Source organism: Pontibacter deserti, from assembly GCF_023630255.1.
In the GTDB taxonomy this organism is placed as follows: Bacteria; Bacteroidota; Bacteroidia; order Cytophagales; family Hymenobacteraceae; genus Pontibacter; species Pontibacter deserti.
The window spans coordinates 36,648-60,137 of sequence record NZ_JALPRS010000002.1; the positions used below are offsets into that span (position 1 = coordinate 36,648).

Below are 23,490 nucleotides of genomic sequence, written 5' to 3' on the forward strand. Positions count from 1 at the left end.
GTAAAGAATACATGGATTTTAAGACATTTGAGATTGAGGGTTTAGTAGAGTTTCAGCCACGGGTGTTCCGCGACGACAGAGGTTATTTCCTGGAAACCTTCAGCATGAAATGGTTTGAGCATTTAGGGTTAAAACCAAATTTTGTACAGGATAACCAGTCGGTTTCTAAGAAGGGGGTACTGCGCGGATTGCATTTCCAGAAACCACCTTATGCCCAAGGGAAACTGGTAAGAGTATCATCTGGCCGTGCCTTAGATGTAGCCGTTGATTTGCGTAAAAATTCGCCGACCTATGGTAAGCATGTTACCTGTATACTTGATGCCGAGCAGCAAAATGTATTTTACATACCCGAAGGTTTTGCTCACGGTTTTGTAGCCCTCGAAGACAATACTACTTTCCTGTACAAATGCACTGATTTTTACCAGCCATCAGCCGAAGGCGGTATACTCTGGAACGACCCTGAATTAAGTATAGACTGGGGAGTTGAAAACCCGCTTGTATCTCCTAAAGATGAAATACTACCGCTGTTAAGACATTTTGAGTCGCCGTTTTAAGACCAGTAATTAAGTCTGAGACACAGATTAATGGAGATTTGATTGATTATTGGGATTCTTTAATAAAACAGAAAAGCCAGCAAATTATAGTTGCTGGCTTTTCTGTTTTATTCACACATTCACTCAACCACTCATTCAGAACTATAACACATCCACCAATGTTTCCAGCCCCATACCTCTTGAGCCTTTAATCAGGATGTAGCTATCTGAGAAGGGGTGATGCTGCAGCCAGAATTGCAGGTCTTGCTTTGTTTCGAAATGCTTAAAGGTTTCGTCAGCTTCGGCGGCGAACTTCATGTCTTTTCCGCAAAGTATAACGGTATCAATTGGTTGTTCGGCAGCAATGGTACCCAGTGCTGAATGTTCAGCCATACTTTCATCTCCCATCTCAAACATATCCCCAAGTATAACCACTTTGCGCGGCACGTTCATGTTGCCAAAGTTTCGGATAGCAGCGGCCATAGAAGTTGGGTTGGCGTTGTAGGCATCCAGTATAATAGTATTGCTGCCTTTATGGATCACCTGCGAGCGGTTGTTTACAGGGCTATAGTTGGCAATGGCTTCGTTGGCTTTAGTAAGCGATACTCCAAAGAATTTACCAATGCAGGCTGCTGCAGCCATGTTCTCGTAGTTATAAGCACCTACCAGTTGTGTATTTACTACGTTGCCTTCTTCATCTTTATACACCACGTACGGCGAGGCATCTACTAATTCACTGTGGTAATAATCACCGATGGCCGGGTACATTATTTTGTTGGCAATGCGGCGGCTCATGCGCATCAGGTGCTCGTTAGTGCTGTTCACGAAAACAGTTCCTTCTGTAGTATCCAGGTGCACGTATAGTTCGCTCTTCGCATGTGCCACACCTTCTAAACTGCCAAAACCTTCCAGGTGCGCTTTGCCAATGTTCGTGATCAGACCATGCGTTGGTAAGGCAATAGAGCAAAGCAGTTCGATCTCACCAATGTGGTTGGCGCCCATCTCGATGATCGCCATTTCGTGCTCCGGTTTGATGCGCAGCAAGGTAAGCGGCACCCCGATGTGGTTGTTCAGGTTACCCAACGTATAGAGCGTGTTGAATTTCTGGCTCAGTACAGCATGGGTAAGCTCTTTGGTAGTGGTTTTGCCGTTGGTGCCAGTTATACCAATTACGGGTATACTTAATTTTTTACGATGATAACGGGCCAGATCCTGCAGCGCCTGCAGCGTATCTTCTACTACAAAGCAGTTCTCCGATGCCATAGCCGGGTCGTCTACTACGGCATATTTTGCCCCTTTCTCTAAAGCCATCGTAGCAAACTTGGCTCCTTTAAAGTTTGGGCCGTTCAAGGCAAAAAACAGGCTTTGCGCCTGGTCCGCGCGGGAGTCGGTGCTAACGTGGTGGCACTCCAGGTATTTTTGATATAGAAATTCGATGCTGGTCTGCATGAAATAGTTAATTTTAAAGTATAAATGCTATAGCAGTTTATCGTTAACAAGTTACTGCCATACAGGTTGCAATATACATCCAAAACAGCAAAGGCACTACAGCACTTTACAGCTCCCTGTCATCCTATGAAAAAGATATTCCTGCTGCTTTTTATACTTACAGCTTATAATGTGGTGGCCCAGGAACCTCTGCAGTTTGTGCTGCACCAACATGTGCCGGTAACTACAGGTCAAGGCACGCTTGCTCAACCCTGGAGCGGCGGCCTCAATGCTCCTCAATTCTCCACTATAGATCTGAATTTTGATAACCAGCCCGACCTGTTTGCTTACGACCGTATGCAGCACAAGGTATTTACATGGCTGGCAGTGCAGCAAAACGGCAGCTGGAAGTATAACTATAGCCCGGAGTACGAAATGCTTTTCCCGGATGACCTGACTGCCTGGGTGCTGCTGCGCGACTATAACTGCGATGGCCTGAAAGATATTTTTACCAGCACGCCGCTTGGAATTAAAGTATACAAACAGGAGAGGGGCACTAACCAGCTTCCGAAGTTTATACTTGCCGAAGAAGCCATACTTTATAACCAGAATGTAAACCTGCAACTGCAAAGCGCCGACATACCGGCCATAGAAGATATAGATAATGATGGTGACCTGGATGTGCTGGTGTCAGAATTTTCGCATGGGAAGCGGTTAGAATATTACCAGAACATGCGCGTAGAGAATAACCTGAATTGCAGTGCGCTAAGCTTTGTGCGCAACTCTAGCTGGTGGGGTGGAATTACTGAATGTGATGGCTGCAATAACTATGTTTTCGGGGCCGATTGTAGAATAGCTGCTCCGTTGCACACAGGCCACACGGGCAGCTCTTTTTTGCTGCTGGATATTGATGCAGATGGCGATAAGGACTTATTAAATGGCGCTGTACAGTGCGACGAACTGGTGTTAATGGAAAATAAAGGAACTGCGCAGGAAGCCCAAATGGATGAGGTAACCATAAACTTTCCGGCTAATACACATCAGGCCAGCTTCCGGAGGTTTCCGGCTGCCTACTACGAAGACGTTACTTTTGACGGCATACCCGACCTGCTCGTTGCACCAAACTTAGCCAACACCAACGAAGTTAATCCTGAACTTCAACGCTCGGTATGGCTATACAAAAACAAGGGAACAGTACACCAACCAGATTTTGAGTTTATACAGGATAACTTTTTACAAGACCAGATGCTGGATGTGGGCGAAGGCGCTTACCCCGCTTTTGCAGACATAGACAACGATGGCGACCTGGATATGCTGGTAGGTAACAACGGCGCGTACCGCAACGGTACTTATACTTCAACGCTCAGCTATTTTCAAAACACAGGTACTGCCACCAATCCTGCTTTTACTTTAGTTACAGATAATTACCTGGGGCTGGAGAATCAGCACGTACTTAATCTGAAGCCGGTATTTGCAGATATAAACGGAGACGAAAAAGCAGACCTGATACTTACTTACAAAAGCATTCAAAGCAATGCCACAACTATAGTTTACCTGCCCAATACAGCAACTGCCACCACTTATAGTTGGAACGATAAAACAGTAATGCATACTGCTACAGATGGCGATGCCCCAGCTTTTTTTGATGCGGATAAGGACGGCGACCTGGATATGGTTTTAGGCAAATCTAGCGGCGAATTGCAACTCCACACCAATGTTGGCACCGCTACTAATCCAAGCTATAGTTTAATTAAAACCAACCTGGGTGGCATCAGTTTCAGTTTTGATAAGCGCAACCTATACCCGGCAACTACTGATGTAGACGGTGACGGCACCGTGGATCTGATAACTACTGATGATAGCGGAAGTATAAAAGTATACCGTAACCTGGCAGCTATACTTGATCAACCCTTTACTCCGGAAACAGAACTGCTGGAAAATCCATTAACAGAAAGCCTGCTGCCAACCAAATTGGGCAAAGGCGGAAGTATAACCGCAGCGGCATTGGGAGGCCCTGGAAACCTGTATGTAATAGTGGGCACGCAGGGCGGCAGTTTATACTTGCTGCAACAAACATCTGGCTACCAAGATAACCCGGGTGCGCCTGCCGAAGAATTTGTAGTAGATGTATATCCTAACCTGGCAGATCGTGTTAGTACTCTGGTTCGTGTGAAGGCATCGGAGCCCGTTGCTTTTGTAGTGTATGATGCCATCGGTAAAAAAGTATACCACAGCGGCAATAACTATAAACAGTACAGCAGCGTGCCTGTGCACAACCTGAAAGCTGGTATATATTTTCTGAGGGCTGTAAACAGGCAGGGCAAGTATAAAACCGCAAAATTTGTTGTTCAGTAATGAAAGCGCTTTTATACATCCGTCTGCTGGCAGATACCCAAACTATAGCCTACGGCAACCCTGTACTGGAGCAGGTTAAAATCCAGTACCCCGATGCAGCAGTATTGGATATTGATTCTCAGTCGGGTGAGCTGGTTCTGCATTATGCAAGGCAGTTATTGCAAGACTCGGAAGAACTTATAGTTTGTATAGACAGTAATGCCCCGGATGTTGGTGTTGGAAGTATATTCCCGCTGCTGGAGCTGATTTTAGAAGGGCAGAAAAGGCAGCTTATACTTTTAAAAAATAGCCACCACCGTTTGCAGCGCATGGTACAGGCCCGCCCGGAGTTACAGATGAAAATGGTGCAGGATGATGTGGAGCTATTGCGTGCGGTGAAAGAGTTTTATACCTGATAAACCATGGCGTGAGCGTCCACGTTCCTAACTTGCTATAGTTGGGCCTCCGGCCAGTCGGGTAGCAAATCCGGCATTATAATGAGGCACGGGTTGCAAACCCGCGCCAGCAAATACAAGGAATAACAGTTTACCCTCTCAACTCAAAATCATCTGCATCCAGGTGGGCCGGGAAAACATCTCTGAAATCCAGTAATTCCTGCTTGCTTAGCGTGATGGTGTGTACTCCCTCCTGCTCGGTAGTTTCCAGTAGCTTATGGCCTTTCGGATGAATGATAGCTGAGTCGCCGGAGTAAGGATGATTATTGCCATCAGTACCGATGCGGTTAACGCCAATAGTATAGGCAATATTCTCGATAGCGCGGGCTTGCAGCAAAGTGCGCCAGGCCAGGCTACGGATTTTAGGCCAGTTGGCAACATACAGGAGCAGGTCGTAGCGCTCGCCTGTGTTGCGGCTCCACACCGGAAAACGTAGGTCGTAGCACACCAGCGGACATATTTTCCAGCCTTTTAATTCTGTTGTCAAGCGCTCACTTCCAGATGTATAAGTATGGTGCTCCTTCGCCATCCGGAACAGGTGTTTTTTGTTGTAGTGTTCATAGCTGCCATCAGGCCTAACCCAAAGCAGACGGTTATAGTACTGGTCATTTTCCTGCACAATTATACTTCCGGTAACTACAGCATCATACCTAGCAGCCTGCTCCCGCATCCATTGCAGGGTGTCACCTTCAGGTTGTTCGGCCAGTGCAGGGGCATCCATGCTAAACCCTGTCGTAAACATTTCCGGCAGCACAATCAGGTCAGTTTTAGGCGCAACGGCAGCCAGCTTATCCGCAAGCATATTTCGGTTTGCCACCGCATTGTGCCAGTGTAGTTCCGTCTGTACTATCGTTACCCGCAGGTTCATGCTATTTAAATTATGAATTACGAATTAAAAATTATAAATTATAAATGAGAAGCTGTAAAAACAATCAACAACTTATACTATAGTTTCACCAGCTTTTCGGCGGCAGCGCAGAGTGTTTCGTCACCCTTGGCAAAACAGAAGCGCAGGTATTTGTGGTCGGTTTTGTCGTGGTAGAAAGCGGATACCGGAACGGCAGCCACACCAACTTCCTGTACCAGGCGTCTGGCAAAATCCTGGTCGTGCTCCTGCGAGATAGCATCATACTTCAGCAACTGGAAATACGTGCCCACAGACGGAAGAAACTCGAACCTTGACGGTGCCAAATATTCGCAGAAAGCATCGCGTTTTTCCTGGTAAAAGTCTGGCAGGCTCAGGTAATGTTCTTCGTTGTCCATAAAATCAGCGATAGCTAACTGTAGTGGCGTAACGGTACAAAACGTAATGAACTGGTGCATTTTACGGAGCTCAGCTGTTAATGCAGGTGGTGCCACAGCATAGCCAACTTTCCAGCCGGTGGTATGGTAGGTTTTACCAAACGAGGAGATCACAAAGCTGCGCTCGCGAAGTACAGGATTCTCCAAGGCGCTATGGTGTTTAAGACCGTCAAAAACCATGTGCTCATATACCTCGTCGCTGATCACAAAAAGGTTGTGGGCATCGGCAAGCAAAGCCAGCTCATCCATATCAGCTTTGGTCATAACAGCGCCGGTTGGGTTGTGTGGCGTGTTTACAATAATAAGTCGTGTTTTTGATGTGATGCGGCTTCTTACCAACTCCCAGTTTATGCTGAAATCAGGAAGCGACAGGGGCACATATACTGGCGTGCCACCGCTTAAACGGATAGCAGGGGCGTAGCAATCGTAGCTGGGCTCCAGCACCACCACCTCATCGCCAGGTTTAACTACGGAGGTAATAGCTCCAAATAAAGCTTCGGTTGCTCCGGAGGTAACTGTTATCTCGGTGTCCGGGTTGGGGCGGTACCCATACAGCTTTTCAGTTTTTATACTTATTTTTTCGCGCAGAGACAGAACACCGGGCATTGGTGCATATTGGTTAAAACCATCGTGCATATACTTTGTAACCAGCTCTATCAAAGGCTCAGGGCAATTAAAGTCCGGGAAGCCCTGCGACAGGTTAATGGCTTTATGTTCGTTGGCCAGTGCCGACATCACTGAGAAGATACTGGTGCCTACATCAGGTAGTTTGCTGGTTAAGTTATTTGCCATAGTTGTAGTGGTTTTAGCTGAAGGAATTTTTTGCAACGAATATACTATACTTAGGTTTAGGAGAGTAACTGTTTTACTTGTTCACGTAACACTGGAATGGCATCCTGCTCAAACCAGGGGTTATGTTTCACCCAAAACTGGTTGCGTGGCGAAGGGTGTGGCATCGGCATATATTCAGGCAAATACGCATACCAGTTAGCTACAGTCTGGGTGAGGTTAGCCTTCGCCTTGGCGCCCAGAAAATAATCCTGCGCATACTTACCTACCAGTAATGTTAACTCGATGTTCGGGAGCAGGCCTAGTAAAGCTTGGTGCCAGTGTTGGGCACACTCGGGGCGCGGTGGCAGGTCGCCGCTTTTGCCTTTGCCCGGGTAGCAAAACCCCATCGGAACTATAGCTACTTTGCTTTCATCATAAAATACTTCAGGTTCCAGTCCCAGCCAGTGGCGCAGGCGCTTTCCGCTCTGGTCGTCCCAGGGTTTGCCGCTGGCGTGTACTTTGGTGCCCGGAGCCTGACCAACTATAAGTAGCTTTGCTGTAGCGCTTGCACGCAATACCGGCCTGGGACCAAGTGCCAGGTGTTCTTCACAAATGCGGCAGGCTCGTATCTGTTGCAGTAAGTTCTCGAGTGGCTCCATACGTATAGCTGCAAAGGTACAAAGGTTTATACTTCCGGATAAGGCGCAAAGGTTAATTCTAATTCTCGTATAGCAGGATGATGCAACGTTATACTTCTATATTAATCTTACTTTTTGGGACTATACTTACTGCGCCGTGCCTGGCACAGGACCCGGAAGCAAAGTATAAAAATGCAGTTACAGTAAAATTATTCGGGTTATCACTGCACTTAAAAGAAAGCCCGTATCCAGAGATATTCCCTAACCGGCTGGACAATAAAGGTTACCTTACATTAAACTATGGTGCTTTGCTCGGCTACGACAGGTTTATAGTTCGGGATGTGCATGCCATACGCGTAGAGCAAGGGCTTTATGCTGATTGCTCGGCATCGCTGGCCGGTTTTACGCATGTGGGCTGGCGCGGGCGTATCTTTCAGAAAAACAGGCATTCATTAAACGGAGGTATAGGACCCACGCTGGTTTACCGCCGCGACTGGAACCGTATTGAGGGGTATAAAGATGATGGCTACTTTAACAGGCGGGGAGAGTGGCAGTATAAGTTTTACTGGTATGCCGGCGAGCTGGAGTATAATTACCAGTTGCAGGGCAAAACAGATCTATCGGTTAGCCTGGTGCCCGGACTGCCGGAGCTGGTATCGATAGGGGTTGGGGTAAGGCAGCGTTTCTAAAGTATAAAGTATAAGCTAAAAGCCCTTAGCATGGTGTGCTAAGGGCTTTATTGTTATCGGTTTCTTCTGCGTTCTTCTCTGAAAAAGCGTTCTGATGTGTGCCTTGGGTGATGGTGCTGATGCCGATGTGACATTTCATTTTCTGAGCTCCAGCGGTCTTCAGCATGCTGATCACCTTCCCGGAAGCGGCGGTCCTGTGGAAATTCTGGTCGCTCGTTTCTATAGTCACCATATCTGCGGTCATCATCCTGGAAGTGCCTGTTGTCGCGTTGTTCAAATGGCCTCCAGTCGCTTCGGTTATAGTTGCCCTGCCGGCTTCTTTCATCTTCTGATCTTTGCCAGTCATCAGCGTGCGGGCCCATGCGTGGGTCTGGTTCTCCCCAGCGGTTCTGTGCATTCTGTTCATGTTCCGGACCACGGTCGCGGCGTTCATGATACCTGTCACGGTCCCGGTAGTTTCTATTATTATCCTGTTCGTGTCTCATAGCTATCAAATTATTATGGTGCATATTTAGGTTTACGATACCAGTAAGAGGATGTTTATAAGCGGTTTATACTTAGGTATGTATAAAAAAAAGCGAAGCGGGTGGTGCCTGCTTCGCTTTTACTAACTAAAACTAATCTATAACCAATCTATCTAACCTGTTCCCTATACGTGACTATCTTCTGTAACGTTGGGTTCTGTCGATATCATCATAATAATTATCTTTTCCGGAGTCTGTTTCATCTGCCCAGCGCGGGCCTCCTTCGTAGCCACGATCGAACTGCTGCCTGTTATACAGCTCGTTTCCGTAACGCTTACGCTCGTTTACACGGTCCTCATGAGTCGGATAATTATGGTGCGGGCGGTAATCCGGATCATCAGAATGCATAATGTCGTTCCAGGTGTCTTTTATTCTGCCGAAAAAGCTTCTGTTGTCTCGCTGTGCTGGCGGCGTTTCATCTGCAGTATACCGGCCTTCGCGGTACCAGTTGTGTGTGCCGCTTCCGTAACGATAATCCGATTCTTTGTAGCGGCTGCGGCCACCTGGCACATCGTTCCACTGCTCATAGCGGCTGGCAGGCGGTTCGTTATAGTTGCCTGGCTGCGCTCCACCTGCTGTTTGTTGTGCGTTATATTGTGTTGACCTGAATGAATCGCCGTGGTCTAAATAAGAACGTTCGTTGCGGTAAGTGCTATTCGGGCGGCTGCCGTAGTGGTCGTTCAGGTGCGCGTTCTGGCCTTTGTTGTAAGTATCATGATGGGTAGTGTGGTTGGTTCTTCCCTGTTGCTCTCTGTCCTGGGCACCGCGTTTGCTGGGGCCGGTATGGAAATAATTTCCCTCATCCCATTTCTGATCTTTTGGTGATCTGTAACCATAACGCTGTTTTGGCAGGTTCTGCTCCATATCGCGGCGGTGTAGTTCACGGCCCAGGCGCTGGTTTTCTTCTTCGTTATAATTTGCCATTGTCTTTCTGTCTTTTAATCATCAATTGCTACCATATGGCAGGTACTTATCATTACGAGGCAGGCATGGCTATAGTTAGTGTATGGCTGTAAAAGCAACGGGATGCCCTTGTTATAAAGGCATCCCGTAACCAGGTAAGTATAAGCTGGTAACTGCTAAAAATGTTCCTGTATGATCTCGCGAACATCAGCTTCAGCTAAAGGTTTTGAGTAGTGTTTTAGAACCTCCGGGAACTGCTTTAGTTTCTCCAGGTCGTAGAAACTGGCCGATGAAGTAAGCATCATCATAACAGTTTTGTCTTTGTCCTCGCTTCTGAATTTCTGATACTCTTCCAGGAACTCAAACCCATCCATTACTGACATTTTAATGTCAACAAAAATAAGGTCTGGGCGAGGGTAGCCTTCTGTATCTGCAAAAGCTTTGCGCAGGTAATCCAGGGCTTCTTCACCGTTTGTTACTATGCGGATGTTCTCAGCAGTATTCATACGCGAAAGCAACCGGTGATTCAGGTAGTTGGTTGTTTCATCGTCGTCAATAAGAAGGATAGTGTTTAGTCGCTTCATGTGGCTTATTATATGTTGCAAGATACCTTATACTTTCTTCTGTTTAAAATACAGGAAGAAGGTAGTACCCTCATTTAATCTACTTTCGATATTAATGTATCCGCCGCTATTGGTTAGCAACCTGTTTACAATGTACAGACCAAGTCCGGAGCCGCTTACATGATTATGGAAACGTTTAAACATCTGGAACAGTTTATTCTGATGTTTGTTCATGTCGATCCCGATTCCGTTATCCTGGATTTTTAACTCCACATAATCGCCTTTCCTGGATGTGCTGATCGATATTTGCGGTTTCTGGTCCTGCTTACGATACTTAATGGCATTACTGATCAGGTTATAAAGTATACTTTTAAGGTTAGCCTTACCAAACGCCAACGACGGAACCTCCGAAAAATCAGTCATGATCTTTGTGTCGGTTGCAACCAGTGTGTCCTGTATACTTACCTTTACATCTTCTGTCAGCTCCTGTAGATTTACCTGTTCATATTCACGGATATGGCTTTTCTGAACTTTCACTACCTCGGCCAGGTCATTTATGGTATTATAGATCTGCTCCAGCGATTTATTGAACATGCCGATCAGCTCCGGGGCATCCGGGTCTTTAAACTCGGTGTTTAGCGTAAGTTCGTTAAAGATGCCGGCCATGTTAACTATAGGCAGTTTCAGGTCGTGCGATGCTGTATATACAAAGTTATCGAGGTCCTGATTTATGCGTTCAAGTTCCAGGTTTTTATCAACCAGTTCTTCTTCAGCTTTTTTATGGTCTTCGATATCGGTGCAGGTACCAAACCATTTTACAATATTGCCCTGTGCATCGCGCATCGGCATGGCCTGACCTAAGAACCAACGGTAAGATCCGTTAAAACCGTTCTTAAATCTGTATTCTATCTCATAATACTCACCAGTTCGGAGAGAGTACTGCCAACGGTCCCAGGCACGCTGCTTGTCATCGGGGTGCAGCATGTCGTTCCAAACCAAGCCTATACTTTCTTCAAGTGTCAGGCCGGTATAATCCATCCAGCGTTTATTAAAATAATCGTGGTGACCATCAGGGCGTGTGGTCCAGATCATCTGCGGGATAGAGTCGGCCATAAAGCGCATTTGTTTCTCTGACTCTTCCAACTGCTGCTGCAGCATTTTTATGTCATGTATATGAAGACCTACGCCATACCATTTAATTATATCGCCGTTGTTGTTACGGGTAGCCTGTGCTTTGATAATAAACCATTGATAGATGTCTGTAAGCACATTGCGTACCCGAACTTCCACATAAAACGGATCTCCGGTTGTGATAGAGTGCGTCCAGTTATCCAGCAGCATTTGCAGGTCGTCGGGGTGAATAGCTGGGGCCCAGCCATAGCCTAACGACTCTTCTATGGTCATGTTGGTATAGTCATACCACTGTTTGCTCGTAAAATCAATATTGCCGTCAGGGTTAGCACTCCACACAATCTGAGGGCTGGACTCTGTCAGGTAACGGAATTTATTTGTTCCTTCTTCAAGGGCAAACATTATCTGTTTCTGATCTTCTATTTCTGTGTGGGAGCCTACCCACATGGTAATTTCTCCCTCGCTGTTACGAATAGGTACGGCCCGTGCAAGGAACCATCGGTATTGGCCATCTGCAGCACATTTCCACCTGTTTTCTACCTCAAAATTATTACCTGAAGTAACTGCCTCCTGCCATAGCCTGCTGGTTTCTTCCAAATCATCCGGGTGGATCAGGTTTTTCCAGCCATTAACCTTCATTTCCTCAAAATTGGAGCCCGTATAGTTGTACCAGCGTTGGTTGTAGTAGTCGGCGCTGCCATCCGGGGTGGTGGTCCAGGTTAACAGGGGCAGCGATTCCAGAATTTCGAGGGTTCTGGAGTTGCTCACCTGTAGTTGCTGTTCAATTTGTCTCTTCTCAGTTACATCCAGCATAGAGCCAAACATTCTGATAGCTTTACCATGCGTGTCGCGGATGATGTACCCTTTATCATGTATCAGCTTATAAGAGCCATCAGCACATCGGAAACGATATTCTCCTTCCCATGAATTGTCTGAACCATCGAACGCTTTCTTAATAGAGCTCTTTATCAATGCCAAGTCATCCGGGTGGATATGGTCTGTCCAGGAGTTAATATCAACTTCAATGTCATACTCTTTGTAGCCAAACAATGTGCTGTAGCCTTCGCTCCACCAGATGCTGTCATCCTGCAGGTTCCAGTCCCAGATAACATCGTTGGTGGCCATCGCAATGCGCTTAAAGCGTTCGTTGTTATACTGCAGTTCCTGGTCATTCTTCTTCTTGCTTGTAATATCCAGTACAGAGCCCAGCATGCGCTCTGGCATGCTATCTTTATCATAAATAATGTACCCATGGTCCATTACATAGGCATAGCTGCCATCTGCTCTGCGGTACCTGTATTCTCCTGTCCAGGATTTCTTACTGTTAGCTATCGCTGAATTTACACTTGCACGAATGCTCTGGTAATCTTCAGGGTGAATGTTAGCATCCCAGGTTGCGGCATCTGTGGTAAGATCAGCATCGGTATACCCGAACATTTCTTTGTAGCCGCTGCTCCAGGTAATTATTTTACCTTTTACATCATACTCCCAGGTAGCACAGCCTGCCGCTTCAGATAACAGCTGCATGCTTTGCTGGTTAAAAGCTATTCGTTGTTTGGTCTGTACGAGCTCGGTTACTTCAACAGCCGAAACAAGTATTCCTGCAGTAACTCCGTTTGTAATTAGAGGTCTGTATTCCAGGTTAAGATACATATCTGTAAACTGGCCGTTACGCTTCCGGTCTACAGCTAATTTATGCTCATGGATCTGTACTCTTTTGCCGGAACGGTAAACATTATCCAGTATACTTATAAAGTTAGTATGCTGTAGTTCAGGCCATATCTCGCGGGCAGGTTTATGAAGATACTGCCTGTTGCCATATAAAATAGTGAAGCCAGGGGTAACGTAGTCGCAGATATGTTCCGGACCATGCAGGAGACATAAATGTGCCGGCGAATTGTTAAGTATATTTTCGAGTTGAAGGTCTTTTTCCCGCATGCGCTCCATCGCCTGCTTCTGCTCTTCAATATCAGTTAAAGTACCGATCCAGAACTGCAGGTTACCTTCAGCATCATGCATAGGTACACCACGCTCCAAAAACCAGCGGTACGTTTTATCATGGTGGTTGCGCAGTCGGTATTCAGTTTCATAAGGCATGCCGTTTGCCAGGGAGTTGTGCCACTCGGTCAGAACAGTTGCCGTGTCTTCAGGATGTATAACATTCGTCCAGCCATCGGTCTGGTTGGCTGGCATACCAGTGTAGCTATACCAGTTTTTGTTGAAGTATGAAATCTTTCCACTTGGTTCAGCCATCCAGGCTATATGAGGCAATACTTCCAGCAGATGCCGGAAACGGGCATCGCCTTCTTTTGTTACTTCCTTTGATTTATGATTTTCTGAGAGATCAATAATAGACCCAAGCGTACGTATTGGTCTGCCATCGGTGTGGTAAATAATATACCCCTGGTCCAGTACGGGAATATAATTGCCATCCGCTTTACGAAAACGATATTCACCTGACCAGATCTTGCTGCCAGATGCGTTGGCACGTTCTATACTTTCCTGTACAGCTGCAAAATCTTCAGGGTGTACTCGTTCGTCCCAGGATTCGCCTCCTTCACCCATCTCCTCCGGAGTATAGCCGAATATTTTTTCCAGCCCCTGCCCCCAATACATTTTATTATGCACCAGGTCATACTCCCACGATACAGCGTTAACTGTATTTGCCAGCATTGCAATATGCTCCTGGTTAGGCGTACCGGGTGTAGAATTACTTTTATCAGCTATGTCGCGGGCTTCGTGCAGGATGTAAAGCAGTTCACCATCGTCATTAAACACAGGTGTATGAGTTACGCTCCAGAATAGTTCTTTTAAACCGCCTCCGTGTACTGAAGGAAGCTTTACATTATAGCAGAATGTTGGAATATGATGTGCTGTTTTATAAAGCAACACGTGCTCTAATGACTGCTCCAGCGCCTGCATTGGTGGCATGTTTAGCAAAGCAGCTGTGCCGGAAAAAGTTTGAGATAAAAGGGTACCTTTTAAATGGCTGCGGGATGTATATCGGGCTTTCAGGTACGCATCTGTTACCTCCAGAATAGTGAGTTCCGGTGAGAGTACAGCATACATGCCTGGCAATGTGCGAAAAACTGGGCCAAAATCGGGTAATACTTTTGCTTGCTGCAATGACATAGAATAGAGAAGTTTCCTTAGTTAGTAAGGAATGGGGTACCGAGTAAATTTAATAAAAGAATTTTCCTGTTCAAAGCTTATTTAGATACAGGGCTATTCAACGCTTAACGAATTGAAGTGATAAGTATAGTTTCTAAGGAGCTGAATTAAAATTGTCGTCGGTTTCTGTAAATGTGCCGAACCAAAACAAGATGTTTCCATTCGCGTCTCTAAATGGTTCAGCCTGTTCCAGAAAGTACCTGTAAGCTTTATCAATGTGGTTTCTTATCCTGTATTCAATATGGTACTGACCTGAAACCAAGGCCTGCCTCCAGGCTTCTATTACCTGAGCAGAGTCTTCGGGGTGTACCACCTTCACCCATCCATCTGTTTGTCCGGGATGCATGCCCGTATACTCGTACCAGGCTTTGTTAAAGTATAAAATCTTCCCGCCTGAGTTGCTAATCCAGGTCATTTGAGGTAATGCATCCATAAATTCATGCAGGTGATCATCGCTTTTGTTCAGCGCTTTTTCAGCCAGCTTGTATACCGATACATCTATCATGGGAATGTTTTAAATCAACGTTTTATTGTAGCAAATGATACGGCGTTCATTTCTGTCAGGCCGTGCCCTTTAAATACCTCTTTCGCATCTGAGACCTTACAGTCAGAAGTAATAACCAGGTATACTTGGCAAAACATAAAAGATTGTATTGAAAGAAGAAGGGGGTACTTATACCTTAACTACGTGGTATGACCAGATGAAAAACCACATATTCTCTTCAACAGAAAAATAATCTTTAGAGAGTTGTACGAATTCTCTAATGGACATGGTTTTAGCAACTTGTTAAAAAGTAAAATCACCGGATATTTATGAGCTTATATCCGGTGATTTCAGAGATTATGCTGACTATAAGTTTGCGGTAACGGTTGCTACGCCAAAGCCTTCAAACACTTCACGGGCATCGGCTATACTTTGGATATCCTCCACTATAACAATCAACTTATCTTTAGCTTCCTTCAGGCGTGAACGGCGTGGGTGCTGCTGCACATACTTCAGTATATGGCCAAAGATGTCGGATTGGAAGTATTTGTCGTTATTCTCGCTTGGCAGGTAGCCTTTCATCACTTCTTTCTTGATCGTCAGTTTCTCGAAGCCAAGCTGCTGTGCCTGCCAACGTAGCTTCACGATCTCGATCAGTTTCTGCACTTCTTCCGGCAGTGGTCCAAATCTATCAACTATACTTGCGCGTAGTTTTTCCAGTTCATCCAGGTCTTTGGTGCTGTCGAGTTTACTGTACAGGTTCAGTCTTTCAGAGATGTTGCCCACATACCAATCAGGTATCAGCACTTCCATGTCGGTTTCGATATTACAGTCGCGTACCGGCTCAATAAAAGCTTCCAGATTATCGCCCAGGAACAGCTCACGGAATTCGGTTTCTTTCAGCTCTTTCACGGCATCGTCCAAAATCTGGTGGTACATCTCGAAACCAAGATCTGTGATGAAGCCGCTTTGCTCGCCACCCAGTAAGTTACCGGCTCCACGAATATCCAAGTCGCGCATCGCAATTTTAAAGCCTTCACCCAGATCAGAGAATTCTTCGAGGGTACTCAAACGCTTGCGGGCATCGCTTGGCAAACCAGCTACAGGTGGCGTAAGCAGGTAACAATAAGCCTTTTTGTTGGATCTACCCACGCGGCCACGCATCTGGTGGAGATCTGATAAACCGAACATATGCGCCCGGTTGATGATGATGGTGTTGGCATTCGGAATATCCAGACCTGACTCAATGATGTTAGTTGAAACCAGTACATCGTACTCGCCTTCCACGAACTTCATCATGCGCTTTTCCAACTGCTCACCATCCATCTGCCCGTGTGCGTAGGTGATCTTCGCATCTGGAACCAGTTTCAGGATCATGTTGGCGATCTCTTCAATATCCTTCACGCGGTTATGCACGAAAAATACCTGTCCGCCGCGCTTCAACTCTGCCGATACAGCATCACGAATCAGGATCTCATCAAAAACATGCAGCTCCGTTTGCACCGGCTGGCGGTTTGGTGGAGGCGTAGCTATAACCGAAAGATCGCGGGCTCCCATCAGCGAGAAGTGCAGCGTACGCGGAATTGGTGTGGCGGTAAGTGTAAGGGTATCTACGTTCACGCGCATTTCCTTCAGTTTGTCTTTTGTCTTCACGCCAAACTTCTGCTCTTCGTCAATGATCAGCAGGCCCAGGTCTTTAAACTTGATGTCTTTGCTGACGATACGGTGCGTACCTATCAGAATGTCTACTTTGCCTTCGGCTACACGCTTTAGGGTTTCTTTGGTGTCTTTGGCTGTTTTAAAGCGATTGACATAATCTACGGTAACCGGGAATGGGGCCAGCCTGTCGCGGAAGGTTTTAAAGTGCTGCATGGCCAGTACTGTGGTAGGTACCAGCACTGCCACTTGCTTACCATCGCAGGCAGCCTTGAAGGCAGCACGAATAGCTACTTCTGTTTTACCAAAACCCACGTCACCGCAAACCAGGCGGTCCATAGGGTGCGGTTGCTCCATGTCGGCTTTCACATCTTCGGTAGCCTTGCCCTGATCGGGGGTGTCTTCGTAAATAAACGACGACTCCAGCTCAGCCTGCAGAAAACCATCGCGGGTATAAGCATAACCGGGTGCGGCTTTGCGTTTGGCGTACAGGCTGATAAGCTCGGCAGCAATGTCCTTAACCTTGCTCTTAACCTTTTTCTTTTTGTTTTCCCACTCCGGCGAGCCCAGCTTGCTCATACTTGGCGGACCGCCTTCTTTGCCGCTATACTTGCTTATTTTGTGCAGCGAGTGGATACTCACATACAGCAAGTCATCGTCGCGGTACACAAGTCGGATTGCCTCTTGCAAACGGCCACCTACTTCTACTTTCTCCAAGCCGGCAAAGCGGCCGATGCCATAGTCTACGTGGGTAATATAGTCGCCGGGCTGCAGCGAACGCAGCTCTTTCAGCGTCATGGCCTTGGACTTGGAGTGCCCTTCCTTGGCCTTGTGCTGGTAAAACCTGTCGAACAGCTGGTGATCGGTGTAGCAGGTTATTTTTAGTGTCTGATCAATAAAACCTTCGCGCAGTGAAATACCAAGGTGCTGGAAACGCACGTCGTGATCCAGCTCATCGAAGATCATGGTCAGGCGGTTGATCTGGCGCGGTGAATCGGTAGCGATGACATTTACGAAACCATCTCCCTGGTGCTCGTGCAGGTCTTTTACCAGCCTGTTAAAATCTTTGTTGAACGATGGCTGTGGCTTGGCCTGTAGTTGTATGACCTCTGCTGACTTAAAATGAAAGCGCTTGCCGATCTCTATTACATTAAAGTTGTCGAGAAGCTTTTTGAACTGCTTCTGCGTCTGGAATAGCTGCTCCGGATCTGACACGATCTGCATGCCGCCGCTGCCAGCCATCAATTTTTCGAAAGCATGTGAGGCCTTGTCAAAATACTCGTCAATGACGTCCAGCGTCAGGCGCACATCTTTAAACCAAATGTTAGTGTCGGCAGGTAAAAAATCCAGAAAAGCTTCGCGGGTTTCCTGCAGTAGTTTGGTTTGCACGTTCGGGATGATCGAGATCGCTTTCTTCGTCTCCACCGAAAGCTGCGTGTCCGGGTCGAAGGTTCTTATACTTTCAATTTCATCGCCGAAAAGCTCGATACGGTAAGGCAGGTCATTAGCGTATGAGAATACATCCACAATACCACCACGCACAGCATACTGGCCTGCTTCGTACACAAACTCGGTGCGCTCAAAGCCATACTCGGCCAGCATCTCGCTCAGGAAATTCACATCCAGCTTTTCGCCAACCTTTGCTCCCAGCGTGTTTTCCACCAGCGATTTTTTGTTTATCACTTTTTCGGTCAGTGCCTCCGGGTAAGTAACTATAAGTTCACCTTTTCCGGTTTTCTGGTTCAGGCGGTTAAGCACCTCGGCCCGCATCAATATGTTGGCGTTCTCAGTGTCGTCGAAACTATAAGGCCGCTTGTACGATGTCGGGAAAAGTAGTACTTCCTTCTCGTCGCCGAGCAGGTTTTTAAGATCGGTATAGAAATAAGCAGCCTCCTCCTTGTCGTGGAGTACGAAGAGTTGGTGCTGGTAATTTATAGTATAAACCGCCGATGCCAGCACAGCATCCAAACTGCCGGCTATGCCTTTTAGCTGCAGGCGGTACGCGTTATTCGTCTTCAGTCGCTCGGCTATAGTTTGCACCATGCCATCGAGGCGGTATAATTCTAAAAAGTCAGATACTTTCATTCAGCTCTATTACAAAACAAGAAAGGCAGAACACAGGGCTTATCGTATAGCCGCGTTCTGCTGGTAGTTCTTCCTTACAAAGATACTACAAGTTAATGTCTTATCAGAACTGGGAGTGAGGGGAGAAGGTTACGGGTAACATTATATAGCGTTGGAAATTTTATTATATAGAATCTAATATATTTCTTAAATTTCATCAGTGTTCAAATACATCTATAGTTTCTATATTAAGCACATTTACTCTACTCATGCCATCTTCTAGGAAAAGTACCTGGTCTACAAACTTAATTCTTGTTGCAACCCTAACTCTAATATTATCTCTGAATGTCACTGCTCAGAATTATGAATGGGTAAAATCTGCAGGTGGCCCAACAAAGGTTTCATCAATTTTTCCCGGGAAAATTCATGTTGATGCAAGTGGTAACACATACCTGACAGGGAGTATACATAAACAGGTAACATTCGATAATGTAACAATTGCACCTTCAACAGTAACGTCATATGGAGATATTTTTATAACCAAATATGATTCTAACGGAAAATTAGAATGGATTAAGCAAGATGGAGGTACCGGTAATGAATATGCACAAGATATTGAAGTGGATGCTCAGGGCAATGTTTATGTGTTAGGATTTTTTAGTAAAGTCTTTGATGGTTACAAGTGTGAGATTAGTGGTGTAAGTTTAATTTCTGATGGTTCTGAACATGAATATTTTCTGGCAAAATATGATGCTAGAGGAACATTAATATGGGTAAAACAAACTTATAACAGCGGCCACACTATGGACCCGCAGGGACAAATAGCTCTAGATACGCAGGGTAATATCATAATGCAAGGCTCTTATATAGGGGAGATTGGGTTTGGTGGGAAATCATTGAAAAATGATGGGAAGAGTTATAGTATGTTTGTAGCTAAGTATACTTCCTCGGGAACCCCCGTCTGGGTAACCACACATTTTAGTCATATTAATTACAATCCCTACTCATCAGGCAATGAAATTGGAGACTACATGTCTGCAAATGGTTTGGTAACTGATAATGATAACAATATTTATATTACAGGAAATTTTAAAGGGACCTTAGACTTCGCCGGTGACCAAGTGAAGAGCCAAGGAACAGACATGTACCTCGTAAAGCTAAGTTCAAGCGGTCAGCATTTATGGCATAAAGTAACAGGCAGTGTTGATCATGATTATACTGCAGATGTTGAAATAGATAGTAAAGGCAATCCCTACTGGTTAATCTACACCAACCGACCTAAAATAGGAACAGCTTCAAACTCGAAAGACTGGGGTACATTTATCGCGAAACTTGATCAGAATGGCAATGCATATGAGATAAGCTCTATAATTGAGTATGGCTTTTGCACCGCAATAGCTATAGGGAAGGAAGATAGAGTATATGCAATTGGACATTTTAGCCCTACTGCGAGAGTAGATTGCGTAGTGCTGGAAAGTACAAGTCAAAATAATGATGCTTTTTTTATTAGTCAGGATGTAGCGGGTAATTTACAGTGGATTAAAGAAGTACAAGGGTTGTATGGAATTATGACACTGGATATACAGGTTGATAAGGAGAACAATGCTTATGGTCTTGGTTATTTCAGAGGGGATATATCTTTTGATAATATAAATGTTTTAAATATTGGCGGAGCAAATACTGCAGAACAAGGCTTATTTACAGATGATATGTTTCTTGCCAAAGTCAACAATATTGATGTATATGCACCACCTGCCTCAATGAGCTTATCATGTGAAATACCACAAACTTCTTCGATCAATAATAATACTACTTTAACAGCAACTCTCAAAAACGCAAACGCTCCTGTAAGTTATAGTTGGGACTTAGGAAATGGAGATACAAGAGTAACTACAAACCCAACTTTAAACTATACTTATTCATCAGCTGGGAAATATTTTATAAAGATTCAAGCAACAGATAATTTAGGTTGTAATGTAATATGTAGTAGTAATATCATTGTTTCAGGCTCTGTTGAATCCGGTCCTGTTGTACCAGGACCTAATACTGATATATTAATCCCAAATATTTTTACGCCCAATGGGGACGGAAAGAATGACGTATTTACCATTGCAAATTATACTCTCGATGTCCCTTTTCAGATAACGATATTTAATCGCTGGGGAAAACAAGTTGTTGCTTTAGAAGACGGAGTAAAAGGCTGGAATGGTGAGAACTGTGCTGAAGGTATATACTATTACATCATTCAGATAAATGGTGAAGTAAAAAAAGGCTGGATAGAATTAGTGCGCTAGGCTCTGATTATAAATATAAACCTCTACTTCAAAATCACTTTAATCATTTGCGGGTCATCCTGCAGGGTGCGGACATTTTGCTTTAGCTGTTCCAGTTCTCTGGTTAGGTCTTCTTTGGCTGATTTGAACTTCTGGTCCATTTGCTTGGGAGAGCCGCAGAAGCGGGTGTAAAAGCCGGCGTCGGGGCCAGTTACCAGTGCATGAAATTCTCCTTTCAGCTCATCCAACTGGTCATTCAGGATCTTTACATAGTATTGCAGTTGCTCATCTTGCAGTGTGTCCAAAGCCTGGCCTTGTTCCTGCATAAACTCCATCTGCAGGCGTAGTAGCTCAAAGAAGTCGTCGTGGTGGTAGGCCTGGGTTACGCGTTTCATGGCTTCTTCTTTCCAGGCGCGTTTGGTTTCGTCTTGTTCTTTGTCGGGATGCAGTTGCTTGGCTAGCTCGGTGTACACGCGGCGGCTGGCCTTGCTGATGTTGCTTAAGTCCGCTTTAGCTTTTGCTTCTTTTTCTCTTTGAGCTTTTGTTTTGCGGCCTTTCTGACGGTTCTGTTTTTCCTGTTCGCGTTGCTCGCGTTCCCGGTCCAGCTGGGCTTGTATGCGCTCAAAATCATCCAGGTCATCAAAGTTGTCTGCTATAGTTGGTTCCTCATCAGCTATAGTTTCATCCTGTTTTTCGGCAAAAGCGGTGCGTTCTGCATAAGTGTATTCAGCATATCGGTTGTGGAGTTCGATCATATCCTTGCGCTCATAGTTCGAGATGAGGTCAAAGGTGATGTTCTCAATAAGGGCCGATATTTTCAACTTCTCCCGGATACTGAAAATAGGAAGTGAAAAAGCCTGATCTAACAAATTAGCCAACTCCACACGCTTTTCCAGTTGCTGCAGTATGATTGGGCGTAATTCTTTTTCGATGCGCTTCTGGGCCAGGTTTATACTTTCACGGCGTGTACTTATTTCTTTTTTAAGTAGCTCAATCTGCTCTGTTTTCTGGTTAAACTCCTGTTGCAGCTTGCTTAGTTTTCGCTCTGCTGAAGTAGAGATTTGGGGGGTAAGGTTAGGAGCAGGTTTGTTGGAATGGAGCATGCCAAAATGTGAAGTTTAAATAAGTACAGTCAGTCTGAAATACGAAAGTATAGTTTTTTTGTCGGGGAGGGTAGGTTCAGGTATAGCAAAAAGACTTATCAGGAAAATAAATTATAATCAGGCAACCTGCCTTTGAAATATAGCATCTGTAAGATATTAACCTTCTGCTATAGTTCTATTCCAGATCTGGTTAGTCGCTAACTTATACTAACAAACTAAAACTATGATGATCAAAAGAACTTTACTACTGCTATTTTTCTTCGGAATTATGGCGCTTGCCAATGCTCAGCAAACCAAAATGATAAACGTTGGGGATCATTCCCTGGAAACGATACAGGCAGGTACAGGAGATTATACCGTTATCTTCGAATCTGGCTTCGGGACTGACTATAAAGTATGGGGCAATGTGGCCTCTGAAGTTATGAATGCTAACCAGGTGATGCTATACTCAAGAGCCGGTACCGGCAAATCAGAGCCAAACCCGAAGCCACAGACGCTGGAGCAGGCAGTACAGGACCTGAGCACGCTCATCGAGAAAGCTAACCTGAAAGCGCCTTTTATTTTAGTAGGTCATTCTTATGGTGCTTTTATTATCCGTGGGTATGCAGCTTTAAACCCGGATAAAGTAAAAGGGCTGGTTTTTGTTGATCCGGCACATGAAAAGATGATGCAGGAATTGAAAAAAGTTGATCATGCGAAAGCAGTAAAAGATATTGAGTTGCAGAACAGCTATATGCCTGCTAAGTTCAAGCAGGAGAACGAATTGATCAACCAGATATTTGACAAAGGTGCCTTACCTGATTTTGGAAAGTTACCGCAGGTTCCGGCTGTAGTGCTTACTTCGGTGCAGAAAAGAGCAAACCCTGAACTGTTTCTACACGAGCCGAAAGGCGTGGAAGTATGGCGGAAGCTACACAACGAGTTCTTTAGCCAGTTTACCAGCGGTGCACATGTAGTAACAGCTAACAGCGGACATAACATCCACCGCGAAGAACCGGAACTGGTTATAAATGCAATAAACCAGGTAGTACAAGCAGCGACTAAACAAAAGGCACGTCAGGAGTATGAAGCAAAAATGACTGAGTTAAGTGAGAAATTAAGCCAGGCTTCAGCATTGCTTGATAAGCGGAAAGAGCAGAAAGCCGAAGCGCTTGTATTTGGTGCTTTGAAAGATTCAGGGTTTGAGGAGCGAACTATAAACACGATTGCTTATCAGCAGCTTAGCAATCCACAAAGTATAGCCTTGGCAATTCTTATCTTTAAGTATAACACCATCCAATATGCCGGCTCTGCGAATGCTTTTGATAGCTACGGCGAAGCGCTGATGCAGCAGGGAAAACTGAAGCAGGCAGAACAGCAGTTTAACAAAGCCATTGAACTGGCAACTGTCTCAAACGATGCATCAACCATCAAAAACAGCCGGAGCAATCTGGAAAAGATCAATCAGCTTAAGAAAAGTAAATAGCTT

General features: G+C 45.4%; 17 protein-coding genes. 6 read left to right on the plus strand and 11 right to left on the minus strand.

Features of this window, described 5'->3' with window-relative positions:
• Positions 1-11 precede the first annotated feature (11 nt).
• The gene (rfbC, locus tag MJ612_RS12085) at positions 12-554 is read left to right on the plus strand and encodes a dTDP-4-dehydrorhamnose 3,5-epimerase (RefSeq protein WP_187031853.1); all 543 of its coding nucleotides are present in this window, start codon (positions 12-14) and stop codon (positions 552-554) included.
• 141 nt (positions 555-695) lie between these two features.
• Here rfbC and MJ612_RS12090 read toward each other — a convergent pair whose 3' ends face one another.
• A complete protein-coding gene (locus tag MJ612_RS12090) occupies positions 696-1,982 on the minus strand; it encodes a UDP-N-acetylmuramoyl-tripeptide--D-alanyl-D-alanine ligase (protein WP_187031851.1) in 1,287 nt (428 codons plus the stop codon).
• Between the two features lie 126 nt (positions 1,983-2,108).
• On the opposite strand from MJ612_RS12090, the gene MJ612_RS12095 reads away from it, so the two are divergent.
• Both MJ612_RS12095 and MJ612_RS12100 read left to right on the plus strand, forming a co-directional pair.
• Positions 2,109-4,316, plus strand: coding sequence for a T9SS type A sorting domain-containing protein (locus tag MJ612_RS12095; RefSeq protein ID WP_187031849.1), 2,208 nt, complete (start codon positions 2,109-2,111; stop codon positions 4,314-4,316).
• Positions 4,316-4,711: a hypothetical protein gene (locus MJ612_RS12100; protein ID WP_187031846.1), complete on the plus strand. Its 396-nt coding sequence runs from the start codon at positions 4,316-4,318 to the stop codon at positions 4,709-4,711. The genes MJ612_RS12095 and MJ612_RS12100 overlap by 1 nt, the downstream gene beginning before the upstream one ends.
• Before the next feature lie 130 nt (positions 4,712-4,841).
• On the opposite strand, the gene MJ612_RS12105 is transcribed toward MJ612_RS12100, so the two are convergent.
• From MJ612_RS12105 to MJ612_RS12115, 3 genes are all read right to left on the minus strand, one after another.
• A complete protein-coding gene (locus tag MJ612_RS12105; RefSeq protein ID WP_187031845.1) occupies positions 4,842-5,618 on the minus strand; it encodes an amidohydrolase in 777 nt (258 codons plus the stop codon).
• A 77-nt stretch (positions 5,619-5,695) separates the two neighbouring features.
• The gene (locus MJ612_RS12110; RefSeq protein WP_187031843.1) at positions 5,696-6,844 is read right to left on the minus strand and encodes a methionine aminotransferase; all 1,149 of its coding nucleotides are present in this window, start codon (positions 6,842-6,844) and stop codon (positions 5,696-5,698) included.
• A gap of 56 nt (positions 6,845-6,900) precedes the next feature.
• A complete protein-coding gene (locus tag MJ612_RS12115; protein WP_187031841.1) occupies positions 6,901-7,482 on the minus strand; it encodes a uracil-DNA glycosylase family protein in 582 nt (193 codons plus the stop codon).
• 77 nt (positions 7,483-7,559) lie between these two features.
• Here MJ612_RS12115 and MJ612_RS12120 point away from each other — a divergent pair, with 77 nt between their 5' ends.
• On the plus strand, positions 7,560-8,150 hold the full coding sequence (locus MJ612_RS12120; RefSeq protein WP_187031839.1) for a hypothetical protein: 591 nt from the start codon (positions 7,560-7,562) through the stop codon (positions 8,148-8,150).
• A gap of 53 nt (positions 8,151-8,203) precedes the next feature.
• Here MJ612_RS12120 and MJ612_RS12125 read toward each other — a convergent pair whose 3' ends face one another.
• The 6 genes from MJ612_RS12125 to mfd all read right to left on the minus strand — a co-directional run bounded on the left by MJ612_RS12125 (position 8,204) and on the right by mfd (position 18,667).
• Positions 8,204-8,635: a hypothetical protein gene (locus MJ612_RS12125; RefSeq protein ID WP_187031837.1), complete on the minus strand. Its 432-nt coding sequence runs from the start codon at positions 8,633-8,635 to the stop codon at positions 8,204-8,206.
• 174 nt (positions 8,636-8,809) lie between these two features.
• A complete protein-coding gene (locus MJ612_RS12130) occupies positions 8,810-9,598 on the minus strand; it encodes a hypothetical protein (protein WP_187031835.1) in 789 nt (262 codons plus the stop codon).
• Positions 9,599-9,753: 155 nt separating this feature from the next.
• Positions 9,754-10,161: a response regulator gene (locus MJ612_RS12135; RefSeq protein WP_187031833.1), complete on the minus strand. Its 408-nt coding sequence runs from the start codon at positions 10,159-10,161 to the stop codon at positions 9,754-9,756.
• 27 nt (positions 10,162-10,188) lie between these two features.
• Positions 10,189-14,403: a PAS domain-containing protein gene (locus tag MJ612_RS12140; protein ID WP_187031831.1), complete on the minus strand. Its 4,215-nt coding sequence runs from the start codon at positions 14,401-14,403 to the stop codon at positions 10,189-10,191.
• A gap of 133 nt (positions 14,404-14,536) precedes the next feature.
• Entirely contained in the window at positions 14,537-14,947 is a 411-nt protein-coding gene (locus MJ612_RS12145) for a PAS domain-containing protein (protein ID WP_187031829.1), read from the minus strand.
• A gap of 345 nt (positions 14,948-15,292) precedes the next feature.
• Positions 15,293-18,667 (minus strand): transcription-repair coupling factor, encoded by a 3,375-nt coding sequence (mfd, locus tag MJ612_RS12150; protein ID WP_187031827.1) that lies wholly within the window; start codon positions 18,665-18,667, stop codon positions 15,293-15,295.
• 248 nt (positions 18,668-18,915) lie between these two features.
• Between mfd and MJ612_RS12155 the strand changes: the two genes are divergently transcribed.
• Positions 18,916-20,940 (plus strand): T9SS type B sorting domain-containing protein, encoded by a 2,025-nt coding sequence (locus MJ612_RS12155; protein ID WP_187031825.1) that lies wholly within the window; start codon positions 18,916-18,918, stop codon positions 20,938-20,940.
• A gap of 23 nt (positions 20,941-20,963) precedes the next feature.
• Here the strand turns inward: MJ612_RS12155 and MJ612_RS12160 are convergent, their stop codons facing one another.
• On the minus strand, positions 20,964-22,022 hold the full coding sequence (locus MJ612_RS12160) for a J domain-containing protein (protein ID WP_187031823.1): 1,059 nt from the start codon (positions 22,020-22,022) through the stop codon (positions 20,964-20,966).
• Positions 22,023-22,245: 223 nt separating this feature from the next.
• On the opposite strand from MJ612_RS12160, the gene MJ612_RS12165 reads away from it, so the two are divergent.
• A complete protein-coding gene (locus MJ612_RS12165; RefSeq protein WP_187031821.1) occupies positions 22,246-23,487 on the plus strand; it encodes an alpha/beta fold hydrolase in 1,242 nt (413 codons plus the stop codon).
• The last annotated feature ends 3 nt before the right edge of the window (positions 23,488-23,490 follow it).